At 27.8% G+C, this 15404-nt stretch carries 15 protein-coding genes and 1 other RNA gene; 14 read left to right on the forward strand and 2 right to left on the reverse strand.

What is annotated here, in order from left to right:
* Nucleotides 1–152 precede the first annotated feature (152 nt).
* Nucleotides 153–1289: an SLC13 family permease gene (locus EG57_RS0218970; protein WP_032078737.1), complete on the forward strand. Its 1137-nt coding sequence runs from the start codon at nt 153–155 to the stop codon at nt 1287–1289.
* A gap of 68 nt (nt 1290–1357) precedes the next feature.
* Here EG57_RS0218970 and EG57_RS0218975 read toward each other — a convergent pair whose 3' ends face one another.
* Entirely contained in the window at nt 1358–2134 is a 777-nt protein-coding gene (locus tag EG57_RS0218975) for a 3'-5' exonuclease (protein WP_032078712.1), read from the reverse strand.
* A 325-nt stretch (nt 2135–2459) separates the two neighbouring features.
* Between EG57_RS0218975 and EG57_RS0218980 the strand changes: the two genes are divergently transcribed.
* Nucleotides 2460–4067 (forward strand): cell wall-binding repeat-containing protein, encoded by a 1608-nt coding sequence (locus tag EG57_RS0218980; RefSeq protein ID WP_032078713.1) that lies wholly within the window; start codon nt 2460–2462, stop codon nt 4065–4067.
* A gap of 70 nt (nt 4068–4137) precedes the next feature.
* Here EG57_RS0218980 and ssrS read toward each other — a convergent pair.
* Nucleotides 4138–4330, reverse strand: a non-coding RNA gene (gene ssrS, locus EG57_RS25975) — 6S RNA.
* Nucleotides 4331–4615: 285 nt separating this feature from the next.
* Here ssrS and EG57_RS0218985 point away from each other — a divergent pair.
* From EG57_RS0218985 to EG57_RS0219040, 12 genes are all read left to right on the forward strand, one after another.
* Nucleotides 4616–4849 (forward strand): TIGR04540 family protein, encoded by a 234-nt coding sequence (locus EG57_RS0218985; RefSeq protein ID WP_032078714.1) that lies wholly within the window; start codon nt 4616–4618, stop codon nt 4847–4849.
* Nucleotides 4850–5003: 154 nt separating this feature from the next.
* On the forward strand, nt 5004–5876 hold the full coding sequence (locus tag EG57_RS0218990; protein WP_032078715.1) for a nucleoside hydrolase: 873 nt from the start codon (nt 5004–5006) through the stop codon (nt 5874–5876).
* Nucleotides 5877–6001: 125 nt separating this feature from the next.
* Nucleotides 6002–7234 carry an ABC transporter substrate-binding protein gene (locus tag EG57_RS0218995; RefSeq protein WP_032078716.1) on the forward strand — a complete coding sequence of 411 codons (1233 nt, stop codon included), beginning with the start codon at nt 6002–6004 and terminating at the stop codon, nt 7232–7234.
* Nucleotides 7235–7275: 41 nt separating this feature from the next.
* Nucleotides 7276–8136 carry an ABC transporter permease gene (locus EG57_RS0219000; protein WP_032078717.1) on the forward strand — a complete coding sequence of 287 codons (861 nt, stop codon included), beginning with the start codon at nt 7276–7278 and terminating at the stop codon, nt 8134–8136.
* Between the two features lie 39 nt (nt 8137–8175).
* The gene (locus EG57_RS0219005) at nt 8176–8979 is read left to right on the forward strand and encodes an ABC transporter permease (protein WP_032078718.1); all 804 of its coding nucleotides are present in this window, start codon (nt 8176–8178) and stop codon (nt 8977–8979) included.
* 10 nt (nt 8980–8989) lie between these two features.
* The gene (locus EG57_RS0219010) at nt 8990–10042 is read left to right on the forward strand and encodes an ABC transporter ATP-binding protein (RefSeq protein ID WP_032078719.1); all 1053 of its coding nucleotides are present in this window, start codon (nt 8990–8992) and stop codon (nt 10040–10042) included.
* Between the two features lie 58 nt (nt 10043–10100).
* The gene (locus tag EG57_RS0219015; protein ID WP_200880579.1) at nt 10101–10775 is read left to right on the forward strand and encodes a TIGR04283 family arsenosugar biosynthesis glycosyltransferase; all 675 of its coding nucleotides are present in this window, start codon (nt 10101–10103) and stop codon (nt 10773–10775) included.
* Between the two features lie 4 nt (nt 10776–10779).
* Nucleotides 10780–11484 (forward strand): TIGR04282 family arsenosugar biosynthesis glycosyltransferase, encoded by a 705-nt coding sequence (locus EG57_RS0219020; protein ID WP_032078720.1) that lies wholly within the window; start codon nt 10780–10782, stop codon nt 11482–11484.
* Entirely contained in the window at nt 11462–12460 is a 999-nt protein-coding gene (locus EG57_RS0219025; RefSeq protein ID WP_032078721.1) for a phosphotransferase, read from the forward strand. Before EG57_RS0219020 ends, EG57_RS0219025 begins: the two co-directional genes overlap by 23 nt.
* Before the next feature lie 68 nt (nt 12461–12528).
* Nucleotides 12529–13671 (forward strand): (Fe-S)-binding protein, encoded by a 1143-nt coding sequence (locus EG57_RS0219030; RefSeq protein WP_032078722.1) that lies wholly within the window; start codon nt 12529–12531, stop codon nt 13669–13671.
* 125 nt (nt 13672–13796) lie between these two features.
* A complete protein-coding gene (locus EG57_RS0219035; RefSeq protein ID WP_032078723.1) occupies nt 13797–14477 on the forward strand; it encodes a TVP38/TMEM64 family protein in 681 nt (226 codons plus the stop codon).
* A 91-nt stretch (nt 14478–14568) separates the two neighbouring features.
* Entirely contained in the window at nt 14569–15249 is a 681-nt protein-coding gene (locus tag EG57_RS0219040) for a YdjY domain-containing protein (protein WP_084572271.1), read from the forward strand.
* Nucleotides 15250–15404 lie beyond the last annotated feature (155 nt).

A 15404-nucleotide genomic window follows, 5' to 3' on the forward strand; every position in this document is an offset into this window, starting at 1 on the left:
CACGGAGTAAAAGTTAAAATCCAAACTTCCACTGCACCTTTGCGTCGTAATATTTTTAAATTATACTATTGTATCTATGCTGAAAAAGATATATTATAATGAATGGTGATATATTAAAACATTTTTACAAGAGAGGACAGGATAATATATTTATGGAAAACTTAAGATTAAGTTCACAAAATATTTATAGAATAATTGAGAAATTAAAGATGGAGAAGGTATTTTGTATATCATTAGTACTTTCAATTTTTACTTCTTTTTTTGCTAATCCCAAAATATCATATATAAATTTTAAGGTTATTGTACTTCTTTTTAATTTGATGATAATAATTTCTGCTTTAAAAGAGCTGAAGTTTATGGATAAAATTGCAGTTATAGTTTTATCAAAGTGTAAAAATACTAGAATGATTTCCTTGATATTTATTCTAATAACTTTCTTTGCTTCTATGTTGGTAACAAATGATGTTGCATTACTTACTTTTGTTCCTTTGGCTATGCTTACTTTTAAAAAGGTAAAATTTGATCCAATGAAAACAATAATACTTCAAACTTTAGCAGCTAATATAGGTAGTAGTCTTACACCTATGGGAAATCCACAAAATTTGTTTTTATTCACTCATTATAATTTGAGCAGTTTCCAATTTTTTTCAATAACAATACCATTTGTGATTATAGGCATGTTTTGGCTTATCTTATTGAATATAAGAATACCTAAAAAAAATCTTCAATTATGTATTGAAAACGTAGATATAGAAGACAAAAAGAGGACTAGCATATATTTAATCATTTTTTTGATTGTGATCTTTTCTGTATTTGGAATTGTAAACTATAAGTATACATTTTTGATTGTAATAATAGGCGTATTTCTTATGGATAAACATCTTATAAAAGAAGTAGATTATTTTTTATTATTTACGTTTATATGCTTTTTTGTATTTATTGGGAATATATCTAGTATAAAAAGTATTCAAGCATATTTAAATAATTTTTTACAAATAAAAGATATGCCTTATTTTTCATCTATAGTGTTTAGTCAATTTATAAGTAATGTTCCGTGTTCGGTATTGTTAGCAGGATTTACTAAAAATTGGAAAGAGGTTCTTTTAGGAGTCAATATAGGAGGAATGGGAACACTAATAGCCTCACTAGCAAGCCTTATTTCATATAAAATATTTATAAATGAAAATGAAGATAAAAAAAATAAATTATATTTAAGTAAGTTTAACATTTATAGTTTTGTAAGCTTATTTTTATTCACTATTGCAAATTACATATATATTCATTTGTAAAAGATATGTTTTTGAGTATAAAATGTCTTTATTATTAGATGAAATTTTTATTAAACAAAAGAATATGATTAATGCTTTAAGTCATTGGAATATGGAATTTCAAATTGTCGAGTTTTTCCCATCATATAAGCTAGTTTAATAATTTTTTGTTCTTCATCAGACATTTTTCTATTAAACATTTTTTCAAATTGTTTAATTAGTTTAGAGATATCAAGTATGTTTTCTTTAGGAGTGTTTCTAACACGTCTCATATTTTTATTTATGTCATATTTTATAATGGTTACATTTTTTTTAGGAATTTTCTTAAAAACTTCTGCTGTATAATAAGCGTCATTAAGGGCATTATGAAATTTGTTTTCAATATTAATGTTTAATAATTCAGCAGCATTTTTAAGTCCAATACTGGTTCCTTTTGGATAGTTAAGATATTTAGATGCATACCACTGAATATTAATATAATTCTTTGAAATTGAGCTTGCATCTAAATTATGGTATTCTATATTTCTAAATAATTCTTTTATATCACAAGCACCCCATACGCATAATATACTTTGATTATTTCCTATAAACTCCAAAAAATCTTTATAAACTTCTTTAAAGGATTGTTCTTTATTTAATATATCTATTTTAATGCCTGTCATTTCTTCTACAAAAGGATTCATAACAGTATATAATTTAGGTTTCACTAATTTGTCAATGGTAGAAATAACCTGGAAATTTTCATCAAGCTTTACAGCACCAATTTGAATTATTTCAAAAGGACATTTTAAATTTGTTAAATTTTTGTTTTCTTTTTTAGAATTTAAACTTTGATTAAATTCTAAATCAAATATTATGTAGTTCATTGTTATTCTCCTGAATTTCAAAAGATTTCTCCATATTTATTATATCACAAATTATTGGTGTTAATTTTTTTGCTTGTTTGATCTAATGATCTTAATAAAAAAGTATATACTGATAATTAATATTGACAATATAGCTATTTTTGAGTTTTTTGTCATAATGAAATATTATAGTGATTTTAATTAATTTAAAAAATATATAATAAATTGTTAGTGGTATAGTTTGAAAAAATATGAATTATAGTGTAGAATATGAAATATAGTGAAGTATTATTTTAAAATAAGTAATAAAGTTAAAATGTAAAGTACAATTTGAAAGGAGCACAAGATGGCAATACTAAAAAAACACTTACTAGCATTGTTGATAACTTCTAGTACATGTTTACTATTTACATCTAAAACCTTTGCTAGTGATATAAAATTAAATAGGATAGCGGGACAAGATCGTTTTGAAACTTGCAGTAGTATAGCAGATTCTGGTTGGACTAAAAGTGATTATGCAATTTTGGTTAATAGTGAAATGTATGCAGATGCTGTTGTGTCATCACCATTAGCAGATAAATACAAAGCACCAATACTACTTACAGGAAAGGATAATATTCCAGATATAATAGTAGACAAATTAAATAAATTAAGAGTTAAAAAAGTATTTATTTTGGGTGGTCCAAGCCTAATATCTAAAAATGTTGAAGAACAACTAGAAAATATGGGTATATCTATTGAGGAAAGAATTGCAGGCCAAGATAGATATGAAACAGCAGTAAAAGTAGCAAGTCACATAACAAATCCTAACAACTCTATTTATGTGGTAAATGGGGAAGATTGGAGGAATGCATTAGCAATTAGTCCAATAGCTACTATATCTCATAGTCCTATAATTTTTACTAATAAAGATGGTGTTCCAGATGTAGTTAAAAATAATATAGATAACACAAATCATAGTTATAATATTATAGGGGAAAAAGATGACTATGATTTTCTAAATAATATTGAACAGCATTTAGGAGGAAAACATATAAGAACTTTAGGATATAATAAGGTTGATACAAATATTCAAGTATATAATTCTTTTAAGGATAAAATGAAGCTGAATAAGGTTTATTTAGCATCAAGTAAAGCTTTTGCTGATGGTTTGTGTATAAGTCCATTGGCAGGAGGAGATAAAAGTCCATTGTTTTTTATTGATGAAGATAATATAAATGAATTTAAAGATTTCTTAGATGAAAATGAAAAATATATAGGAGAAATTAATGTTATTGGTGGACAAGGGGTTATTGCAGATTCAACACTACAAACTTTATTAAAATCAAATACTACTGCTAGTATAAATAATAGTGATATCATAAACAATAGTAAAGGAAATGGAATTTCTGATACTAATAAAGATAATAATGAAAATTCAAATGAATATCAAGATACAAACAATTATGAAAATAATAATTCAATAACGCCTATAATGGGACAATCACAAGTATCAGTAGAACAATGTGAAAAATTTTTAAGAAAAAGAAATCCTAATGCTCCTTATTTGGCTAATATTTATAAGAAATATTGTGATATTTATGGAATAAGGTTGGAATGTGCATGGGTACAGATGTGTTTGGAAACAAATTTTTTAAAATATTCTGATACTTCAATAACTACATTAAATATGAATAATTACGCAGGTTTGGGAGCCTTAGATAACAATGGAAGAGGACAAGCTTTGAGTTTTTCTACCGAAGATGAGGGAGTTAAATGTCATATTCAGCACTTGTTTGCATACAGCAGCAAAAATACATTACCAGATGGAGAATTATTAATTGATCCAAGATTTAAGCTTGTGCAAAGAGGTTGTGCTACTAGTATTGAAGACCTTGGAAATGGTAAATGGGCTTCAGATAAGGAGTATGCTAATAAATTATTAAGTTTGTTAAATCAGCTTAATAATAATTAGAGCTTAAATTAATGATAATAATTTAAAAGCCAATGCTTAACTTTAAAGCATTGGTTTTTAAATGTCTAAATATATATCCAAAATATCGGTACTCCAATTTTGATTCCTATCTAACGATAGGTGGGTGTCAGCATAAACGATTCAATCGCCTTAAATGCCATAAGAGGACTCACAAAAAGGTACATTTCCACATTTAACTTATCGGACTCCCTAAATAAAAATGTAGGTTCAAAATAAGAGCTTAACGAATACCTCAGAAAACATATTTTAAAATCTAAATTTAGAATTATAAGTTAATAATTTTACAAAGTTATTAACTATAACTAAAGCTGCAAAATAAATTTTTGTTCTATGTGAATATAATAACAGATTTAAATTTACAATTCAAGAGATTTATATATAGCAATTTATTCCTTAAGCAATAAATTGAAAAAGTAATATTTATCTAAATTAGTGTAAAATATATACATTTGCAATAATTAATTAAATACAGTATAATATCTTATGTTTATATCAAAATAATTTTAGCACATAGGAGTATATTAGAAATGAGAGCAAGTTATAAAAATCCAAAAGAATTAGCAAGTAAATTGAAAGATTTAGTTGATACGTATTTTGAGGGTTTATTAAGTTATGAGGAATTAGAAAAAACTATTATAGCTATAATAAATGCCAATGGCGATAGAGTCTATAAAAATGGATTCATGCCAACAAAATTAGCTGGTATTTTAGGTACTGAAAGAGTGGATGTTATAAATAAAATACAACAAACAATGGAATAATTCATATGTAAAAAGGGTTATCCTAAAGTAACTTTTATATAATATATTAAGTCTTTAAATTAAAATCTTAATATATTATATTTTTATTTTGGGAAAGCCTTTTTTTATATAAATTAATATTAAATAGAACTTTTGAAAAAGGAGTACGTTATTTATGAAAAAATTATTGTATGATTGTGATAACACTATGGGACTACCAGGTAGAGATGTAGATGATGGACTTGTAATTTTGTATTTACTTGGGAGTCAGGATATAGATCTAAAAGGTATAACAACAACCTATGGGAATAGTTCTGTTGATGAAGTTTTTGAAAATACAAAGAATATGCTTAATTTTTTAGATATAACAAATGTACCTTTGATAAAAGGTGCTGGATCATCACAATATAGAATAAGTGATGCAGCAAAATTTTTAGCAAAAGAAGCATCGAAAAATCCTGGAGAAATTACTTTGCTTGCAACAGGATCACTAACTAATTTGTATGGTGCATATGAATTAGATAATAATTTTTTTAGCAATCTAAAAGAGATAGTTTTGATGGGGGGAATAACAAAGCCTCTTATAATAAATGGTGTGAATTTAGATGAATTAAACTTTTCTTGCGATCCTACAGCTGTATATGAAGTGTTGAATTCTAACAGTGATATAACTATATTAACTGGTAATACCTGTCTTCAAGCTTTTTTTGGAGAAAAAGAGCTAAGTAAACTGAAATCACAAAGTGATCATCGTATATATGAATTTATAGCAAGAAATATAGAACCTTGGTATAATTATGTACACAAAACTTTTGGAGTTTGGGGATTTTATAATTGGGATATTGTATCAGCAGTGTATGTTACAAATCCAGAAATTTTTAAAAATAAACATGAGTATGTGGTTTCAAGTAAAATTGATTTAGGTAAAGGATATCTTAAGATTGACAATAGTAAATTAAGTTCAACAAAAATAAATATTCCAACTGGCATAAGAGATAGAGAAGATTTTAATAAAATTGTATTTGAAGCTTGGAGAAGGCTTAAATAATAAAATGTTATAGTAAAACGTTTAAATATAGGTAATACTTATTTTTGGGTATTATTTTATTTACATATGATATAATAATATGGATTTTTAGAGAAATCTATATATTTAATAAGGGAGGTTAAAATGTGAGAAAGATATTGGCATTGCTTATGATTTTTATGTTATCCTTAGTTTCTTTTGGATGTACTCAAAAGAAAAATTCAACTGATGATGCAATAAATAAAAGTTGGGATACCATATTAAAAGAAGCTAAAGGAACAACTGTTAATTTTTATGGCTGGGGTGGAAGCAAAACAACAAATTCATGGATTGATGATTATTTAGCTAAAATGTTAAAAGATAAATATGATATAACTTTAAAAAGAGTTCCTATGAATATTGAGGATATATTAAATAAATTAATTGGAGATAAACAGGCAAATAATAAAAAAGGAACTATCGATGTAGTTTGGATTAATGGAGAAAACTTTTATACAGCAAAACAAGCAGGAATACTTTATGGACCTTTTGCAGAAAAATTACCTAATTTTAATAAATATATAGATAAAAATTCTATAGAAGTAAAATCTGATTTTGGATATTCTGTGGAAGGATATGAAGTACCTTATGGAAAAGCACAATTTGTAATGGTGTACAATGGAAATAAGGTATCAAAAATACCTGCAAGTGCACAGGAATTATTGCAATTTGCAAAAGAAAACCCAGGCAAATTTACATATTCTGCACCTCCTGACTTTACGGGAAGTGCTTTTGTAAGAAATATTATATATGACACTGTTGGATATGATAAGATAGCTAATGTAAAACCAGATAAGGCATCAGTGGAGAAAGTAATTCAACCAGCTATGGATTATCTAAAGCAGTTAAAGCCTTACTTGTGGAATAATGGAAAAACTTATCCATCTACAATAGCTCAATTAGATAACATGTACGCAGATAATCAATTATTTATGAGTATGTCTTATAATCCAAATTCAATACCTGGTAAGGTAAAGAGTGGTGAGTATCCAAAAGCTACAAAGAGTTTTATATTTAATAAGGGAACTATAGGGAACACTCATTTTTTAGCAATACCATATAATGCACCTAATAAATCAGGGGCAATGGCTGTTATAAATGCAATAATTACTGTTGAAGCACAAGCATCAAAATATGATCCAGAAGGTTGGGGAGATTTACCAGTTTTGGATAACAGTAAACTTTCAGCAGATGAAAAAAAGAAGTTTGAAGAAACTAAAGTTGGAGAAGGAGTAATACCTCAGGAAACATTATTGAGTCATAGAATTCCTGAAGTTCCAGCGCAGTTGGTACCTATTATAGAAAAGATTTGGTTAGAACAAATTCCAGGAGATAAGTAGTAGTAAATTTTTGATAAATACTTAAAGGGGGACATTGCAAAATGAAAAGATGGGTTAAGCCTTATATATTACTTCTGCCAGCTACGGTTGTTTTATTTGGAATATTGGCATCTGGCATAATAATGGCTTTAGCACAAAGTTTAGGCTATATGCCTATTATTGGTATTAAGGAATTAACATTTAAGTATTATATTTCTATAATTGCTGATAAAAGCTTTTTGCAATCTTTAATATTTAGCTTGAAAATTTCATTGATTTCATCAATCGCAGCAGTTATAGTTGGTGTAGTACTTGCTTACTCTATGCTTATTAATAAGCATAGAGTAAGTATAGAAAAAACGTTGTACATACTTCCTATAATAGTACCTCATATGGTTGCTTCTTTTTTAATGTTCAATATTCTATCTCAAAGTGGACTGTTTCCTAGAATTTTATATGGACTTGGTATGTTAAAGGAACAATCACATTTTCCAAATTTAATTTTTGATAGATATGGTATTGGAATTATAATGACTTATCTTTGGAAGGAGATACCATTTGTAGCTATGGTAGTGTATGCATTTATGAGCAACATAAATAGAAATCTTGAGGAGGTAGCTGTGAATTTAGGGGCTAGCAGAAGACAGCGTTTCTGGTACATTATACTTCCTTTATCATGGCCTTCAATTATATCTTCTTTTATTATTATATTTGCATTTTCATTTGGTGCGTTTGAAGTTCCATACTTGCTTGGACCTACAACACCTAAAACTTTACCAATAAAAGCTTTTATAGAATATTCAAATCCTGATATTTCTAATAGGCCTTATGCAATGGCTTTAAATGTTATTCTTGCTTTTATTTCCATAATAATAGTATGGATTTATGATAAAACCCTTAGTTTGATTTGTAGAAATATGTAAAGTTTTAAGCTTTGATTTTATACAGGAGTGAAAGTATTTATGAAGAAAAATATTGCTTTTAATATTGTTATTTATTTGGCTGTCTTTTTAATTGTTTTGCCATTAATAGTTTTGCTATTATGGGGATTTAGTAAAAGATGGCCTTGGCCGTATATTGTACCTAGAGAGTATAGCTTAAGAGGAATAAGTTACTTTTTAATTGGTTATAGTAATTCTACTAAAATACTTTTATATAGTATTTTTTTATCTTTTGTAGTTACTGTAATCACTCTAATAATAAGTATACCAGCTGCTAGAGCTTTAGGCTTATATGAATTTAAAGGAAAAGGTTTTTTTAAACTTCTTGTACTTTTACCTCTTATTATATCACCAGTTGCAGTTGGGATTGGTATTCAGGTGCTCTTTATAAAAATTGGACTTGCAAACACATTCTTAGGTGTAGTTTTAGTACACTTAATACCATGTTTGCCTTATGGCATAAGGATACTCACTGATGTATTTGAAATTTTAGGTGAATCTATGGAATTTCAAGCTAGAACATTAGGAGCAAGTAAGCTGCAGACTTTTTTTTATGTAACTTTACCCTTAATATCTCCAGGTATAATATCTGCAGCAGGTTTAGTATTTATAGTATCCTTAAGCCAGTACTTTCTAACCTTTATTATAGGAGGAGGAAATGTTATAACCTTCTCTATGATTATGTTTCCATTCATTCAAAGTGGAGATAGAACCATAGCAGCTTGCTATAGTATTGTATTTATAGTTACTACTTTAATACTTTTAGTTATAATGGAGAAAAAAGTTAAAGCTTACTATGCAATAGAAAATCATTTTTATATTTAGGAGAGAACATATGGCTAAGTTACAAGTAAAAGATATAAATAAAAGGTTTAATGAAACAAAAGTATTAAAAAATATAAATTTTTTCATAGATGATGGTGAAATAATATCTCTTTTAGGTGAATCTGGATGTGGAAAAAGTACTACATTAAAAATTATTGCTGGACTTATGGAGCCTGATAGTGGAGATATAATTATAGATAAGTATTCTGTTTTAAATGTACCACCAGAAAAACGAAAGATAGTAATTGTATTTCAAGATCATTTGCTATTTCCTCATTTAAACACAGAGGATAATATTGGTTTTGGTCTTAAAATGGCTGGTGTAAAAAAGCATATTAAAGACAACAAGGTTACAGAAATAATAAATTTATTAAAACTCCAGGGTTTGGAAAAAAGATATCCCAAAGAATTGTCAGGAGGTCAAAGGCAGAGAGTTGCATTAGGTAGAGCCTTGGCAGTTGAACCTAAAGTTCTTTTGTTAGATGAACCTTTTTCAAGCTTAGACATGAGATTGAGAGATGAAATGAGAGAACTAGTATTAGATATACAAAAGAGACTTAGAATAACTACTGTTTTGGTTACTCATGATAAAGAGGAAGCTCTAATGATGTCAGATAAAATTGCAATAATGATGAATGGAAATATAAAACAGTTTGATACTCCAGAAAATATTTATGAAAAACCTGTAGATCCATTAGTTGCAGATTTTTTAGGAGAAAAAAATCATATAGCAGGTTATGTTGACAATGGAATATTTCATTGTGAACTTGGAAATTTTCAAATAGAAGTATTTTCTAAAGAAAATGGTGAAATTATGATAAAGCCAGAAGATATACAGCTTTTATCTAAAAATGAAGAAAGTAACTTTACTGATGTTATACATGGCATTATAAAAAAGAAAAGATACTTAGGAGATAAAATTCACTATATAGTTGAAGCTGAAGAAAATGATTTCAAGGTAATATCCAATAAGCATATGAAATTTAATATAGGTGAAAATGTGAAGCTTAATATAAATTTTTCAAAAGGAATTTTTTATTCAATGACTGACAAAGAAAAGTAATTATTTAAACTTTAATTTTCATAATGAAGATTGAAAAATGTTAATGATGGTGATGATTATGGTATCGATTATAATTCCTGTATTAAATGAAGAGAAAAATATTGAAAAAAGTTTGATTCAATTTAATAGATTGAAGGGTGATAAAGAAATTATTGTAGTAGATGGTGGAAGTAATGACAATACAAGACAGATTGCAAAGAGATTTGCTAAGGTAGTCTTAAGTGAAAAAGGAAGAGCAAATCAGATGAATAAAGGTGCTGCAAAGACCAGAGGAAATATACTTTGGTTTGTTCATTTAGATTCAATTATTAGTGAGGCTTCTATTGAAAAAATTCAGCTAGCTATAGATGAAAAATATGTTGGTGGAGGATTTTCATTAAAGTTTTATGATTATGATACATTGTTTATGAAGTATATATCAACAACTTCCAATCTCAGAGCTAAATATTTAGGATTGTACTTTGGTGATCAAGGGATTTTTATTAGAAGAGATGTATTTGAAGGAATAGGAGGATATCCTAGGCAAGAGATAATGGAAGATTGGGAACTTTCACTTTTGATGAAAAAGATGGGTAAACTAAAACTTATTAATACCACCATAGGTACTTCAGCTAGAAGATTTAAAAATGGAGGACAATTAAAAACCCATTTATTGATGCATAAAATAAAATTATTATACTTGTTAGGAACACCTACAGATAAATTAGCTAAAATTTATAAGGATGTGAGATAAAGTAATGAATGCTCTTATACTTATGACTAGAGTGCCAATTGCAGGCATGACAAAGACACGATTAATGAAAATTTTTACAGGCACAGAATGTGCACAGCTACAGAAATGCTTTCTTTTGGACTTATTTAAAATGCTTAATAAGATTAGAAAAACAGTAGATATATACATAACTTACACTCCCGAAAAATCCTTTTGTTTAATAGACCATATTATTCCAAGCTTTATAGATAGTTTTCCACAAGAAGGAGATGATTTAGGAGATAGGATGAATAATGCAATTGAAAAACTTTTAAATAAGGGATATTCAAAGGTAATATTAATTGGATCGGATATACCATCTCTTCAACCTGAAGATATTAGTAAAGCTTATGATGAGCTTGAAAATAATGATATTTGCTTGGGACCAACTAATGATGGTGGTTATTATTTAATTGGCATGAAAAAAAACTGTAAGGAGATTTTTAATAATAATTTGAAGTGGGGAAATAAGTCTGTATTTGAAGCTACTTTAGCAATAGCTAATAACTTAAGATATAATGTAGGTCTTACAACAAAGCTTAATGATATAGATGAAAAAGAAGATATTGAAGATCTTATTAAAAGAGTAAAAAGAGGAGAATTTAATACAAAGCTATTACCTTATAATACAGTAAACTTTATAGAAAATAAATGGGGAGATGTTCCTAGTGCTAAAAGATATATTAAATAATAAAATTTATGACTATTTAAAATACAGCAATTTAAATGAAAAACTTAATATTGGAGAAGATTATAATGTAAAGTTTTTAGCTCAAGGAGAATATAATATTAATTTTGCACTTGAAGGCTCTAATAAAAAGTATGTTTTTAGAGTAAATACGGGCAGTCAGCTTGGATTAGAAAACCAAATAAAATATGAGTATGAAGCTTTAAAAAATTTGGAGGCAAGCAGTGTAACACCAAAGGTTTATTATTTAGATGATAGTAAAAAAGATTTGGATTATGGAATATTAGTAATGGAATTTCTTGAAGGAAAGCCCTTACGATATGATAAAGACTTAAATTCTGCAGCAAAAATATTTGCTAAGATACATTCTATAGATGCAAATGGAAATGGTCTTAAGAATTTTATTGTAGAAGATAATATATTTTCTGCAAGAATAAATGAATCTCAAAAATTACTTAGAGACTTTTTTCAATCTTCTAAAATACCTTTGTATCTTAAAAATTTTTTTGATATATTTATTAATTGGGCTGAAAAAAATAGGTATGAAGAAAAATATTTTTTAGAAAATAAGTGGCATGTTATCAATAACACTGAAGTGAATTCTGGTAATTTTATAATTGGAAAAGAAAAGTCTTACCTTATAGATTGGGAGAAGCCTGTAATAAGTGATCCTTGCCAGGATTTAACACAATTTTTAGCACCAACTACTACTTTGTGGAAAACAGATCGTATATTAAAAGAAGAAGAAAAAGAAGAATTTTTTAAAGTATATATAAGTAATTTAAAAGATAATAGTATAAGAGAAAGAGTGAACCTATATACTCCATTTCTTTATTTAAGAGCGTTATCTTGGTGTGCATATGCATATTTGGAATACCAAAAGGAAGATAAGGAAATTAAAAATATGGATACTTATAATAAAATAAAAGAATATTTAGATTTAGATTTTATGAAAGACTTATTAAAAAATTATTTTTAACTAAAATGGAAATAAATTTTAATAATATAGAGTGTATATTAAAATAGATACAAAATCTGGGAGGCCGTATGAGTAAATTTACATATTCAGATGATTTTAATAATAAAGCTAAAGAGTTTTCAGAAAGCTGTATTAACTGTAAAGCTTGTGTTAAAGAATGTGAAATGCTAAGCAATTTTAAAATTAATCCTAAGAAGTTTTTTGATATAGATATAAATAGGGTAAATACTGATCCCAATATTCCATATTCTTGTAATACTTGTGGTACTTGTACTAAGGTATGTCCAAAAGGATTAAAGCTTGAAGAATTATTTGTTGATATGAGAAAAGAACATATAAGGCATAACGAAGGAATATCCCCAATTAAGGGACATAAAAGTATAGAATTTCATCAAGCCTTTAGCTTTTCTAAAATGTTTAATACTTCCATACCAGATATAAAGGCAGGGTATACAAAAAGGGTATTTATTCCAGGCTGCAGCTTATCATCGTACAGGCCGGAACTTGTAGGAAAAACCTTAGAATATTTGCAGGAAAAACTTCCTGGAACAGGTGCAATATTAAAATGTTGTGGTAAACCAACATTATCATTAGGACAAGAAGAAAAGTTTCATCAAAGGTATTCAGAACTTCAGGAGGAGATTGATAAACTTGGTGCTGAAGAAGTAATAACTGCTTGTGAAAATTGTTATAGTACAATGTCTCAATTTAGTCCTAAACAAAAAGTAAGATCTCTATGGACTGTTATTCCTGAACTAGGACTATATGATGAAATGAAAGGAAAAGGTAAAAATAGTAATATTACTTTCAGTGTTCATGATGCATGTCCTACAAGAAATAATTCAGATATACATGAAGGTGTAAGGTGGATTATAAATGAATTGGGATATAAGTTTAAAGAAACAGAGTATTCTAGAGAAAATACTAGATGCTGTGGTTTTGGAGGAATGGTTGTACCTGCAAATCCCAAACTTTCTCAAGAAGTTATAAAGAAAAGTGCAGGAAATTTAGGAGATTATGTAATAACGTATTGTGCAAGCTGCAGGGAAGCTATGGCTATTGGTGGAAAAAGATCTTTTCACATACTGGATTTAATGTTTGATGATAATTATACTACTAATTCAGATATACCAATTTTAAAGAAAAGTTTTTTACAGAATTGGACATCAAGATATAAATGTAAACAAATTTTGGAACACAAAGGAAATTAATTTTGGAGTTATTTTAACTATAATTTTTATTTATAGTTGGACAAATGTGTATAGTTTTTTTGTATTTGAAAGAAATAAGAATTTTCTGTAGAATGGGGTTGGATAATTAGATAGGAGGATTAATGATGCACAAAATTAATAAAAAATATATTGGCATAGCTTTAATGGCTATAATAATTGTTTTAGTAATGTATTTGTGTAAATCATCAAGAGCATTGGAAAATTGCACTCCACAGAGTATGAAAAATTATATTAGCTCTTTTGGAATGCTTGCTCCTATTATCTACATAATTATGTTTACTATAATTCCTCTGACACTATTTCCAGATGCAGTTTTAGCAATAGCAGGGGGGATGATTTTTGGTGTAGGTATAGGAACGCTTTATACTATTATTGGAGCTGTATGTGGAGGAACGTTATCGTTTTTTATTTCAAGAATATTTGGAAGAGGATTGGTTGAAAAGCTTATCAAAGGTAAGGCGGAATGGTTTGAAGATGGTATTGAAAAGAAAGGTTTTTTATTTATACTTATATTAAGACTTGTACCTTTGGTGCCTTTTGATGTAATAAGTTATGGTGCAGGACTTTCAAAGATAAAGTATAAAGATTTTGCATTTGCTACATTTATTGGCATAGTTCCAGGAGTTTGGGTGTATACAAATTTAGGAGATAAATCAGGAAACGTATTTTCATTAGAATTTTTTGGAGCAGTAATAGTATTAGTATTGCTTACGATATTTTCTTATTTTATGAAAAAGAAAATATCAATTAAAGGTTTAAAAAGTAAAGCAAATGGTCAAAATTAGTAAATATCAATGAGAAATAATTTTAAGTTAATTAATTAGAATAAGTGAGCATATTAAAGAAATTTAAGGATTATAATGGGAGGAACAAAAAATGAAAAAAATTATATCAATTGCCGCTTCAATATTGCTTCTCGGAATGGTGTTAGCAGGATGTTCAAATAAACAGCAGCAGTCACAAGAAAGTAAACCATCAACGAAGGAAGAAACAATGACTGTTAATAAAGACAAGAAGGAAATAAAAATGCAGGCAGAAGTGAATGGAAAGTATTTCACAGAAGGTACAAGACATGCAGTAGTATATAAGGGTGGTAAAAATGGAGAAAAATCTATACTAAGAGGATTAGCTGATGAGAAAAAATTCTATGAAGCAATGATGTCATTAGGAGCAAAGCCAGGAAACAATTTAACTGCTGAAGATATGAAAAAAGGAGCAAAGAGCATAGAAGGTTCAAAGGTTAACGTTTTTGTTACATGGGATGGTCTTGGAAAAGAGATACCATTTGGCGATGTAATCAAATCAACTGATTATAAGGGGAATGATTTACCATTAAGAGCAATGGATTTTAGATTTGGTGGAAATATTGATAGAGCAAATAAAAATAACACAGGATGTGTGCTATGTCTAGACAGTTGTGCTACAGGAATTGTAAGTAATGCAGCTTATAAAGCAGGTGAAGTTGAAGCTTTAAAAAATGTAAAATTTTATGGTAAAAAGGATGTACTTCCTAAAGATGGAACCAAGGTAACTGTAATATTTAGACTAGCTGAGTAATGTTAATTAGAGGGGTACGGAAGAATACTTCCGTATCCTTTATTTTTAGGAGGAAGCAATATGAAAATCTTTAGATTACTATATAATAGTTTCATATGGGGCATGCTTATTTCTATTTTAACTTTTCAAAATGAATGGCTTGAAATGAGAATAAA

This window comes from Clostridium drakei (assembly GCF_000633595.2).
GTDB lineage: Bacteria > Bacillota > Clostridia > Clostridiales > Clostridiaceae > Clostridium_AM > Clostridium_AM drakei.

Excerpts from the sequence above, each read along its gene's own strand:
- EG57_RS0218970 (WP_032078737.1), top strand. The coding sequence starts at position 153 with ATGGAAAACTTAAGATTAAGTTCACAAAATATTTATAGAATAATTGAG.
- EG57_RS0218975 (WP_032078712.1), bottom strand. The coding sequence starts at position 2,134 with ATGAACTACATAATATTTGATTTAGAATTTAATCAAAGTTTAAATTCT.
- EG57_RS0218980 (WP_032078713.1), top strand. The coding sequence starts at position 2,460 with ATGGCAATACTAAAAAAACACTTACTAGCATTGTTGATAACTTCTAGT.
- EG57_RS0218985 (WP_032078714.1), top strand. The coding sequence starts at position 4,616 with ATGAGAGCAAGTTATAAAAATCCAAAAGAATTAGCAAGTAAATTGAAA.
- EG57_RS0218990 (WP_032078715.1), top strand. The coding sequence starts at position 5,004 with ATGAAAAAATTATTGTATGATTGTGATAACACTATGGGACTACCAGGT.
- EG57_RS0219000 (WP_032078717.1), top strand. The coding sequence starts at position 7,276 with ATGAAAAGATGGGTTAAGCCTTATATATTACTTCTGCCAGCTACGGTT.
- EG57_RS0219005 (WP_032078718.1), top strand. The coding sequence starts at position 8,176 with ATGAAGAAAAATATTGCTTTTAATATTGTTATTTATTTGGCTGTCTTT.
- EG57_RS0219010 (WP_032078719.1), top strand. The coding sequence starts at position 8,990 with ATGGCTAAGTTACAAGTAAAAGATATAAATAAAAGGTTTAATGAAACA.
- EG57_RS0219015 (WP_200880579.1), top strand. The coding sequence starts at position 10,101 with ATGGTATCGATTATAATTCCTGTATTAAATGAAGAGAAAAATATTGAA.
- EG57_RS0219020 (WP_032078720.1), top strand. The coding sequence starts at position 10,780 with ATGAATGCTCTTATACTTATGACTAGAGTGCCAATTGCAGGCATGACA.
- EG57_RS0219030 (WP_032078722.1), top strand. The coding sequence starts at position 12,529 with ATGAGTAAATTTACATATTCAGATGATTTTAATAATAAAGCTAAAGAG.
- EG57_RS0219035 (WP_032078723.1), top strand. The coding sequence starts at position 13,797 with ATGCACAAAATTAATAAAAAATATATTGGCATAGCTTTAATGGCTATA.
- EG57_RS0219040 (WP_084572271.1), top strand. The coding sequence starts at position 14,569 with ATGAAAAAAATTATATCAATTGCCGCTTCAATATTGCTTCTCGGAATG.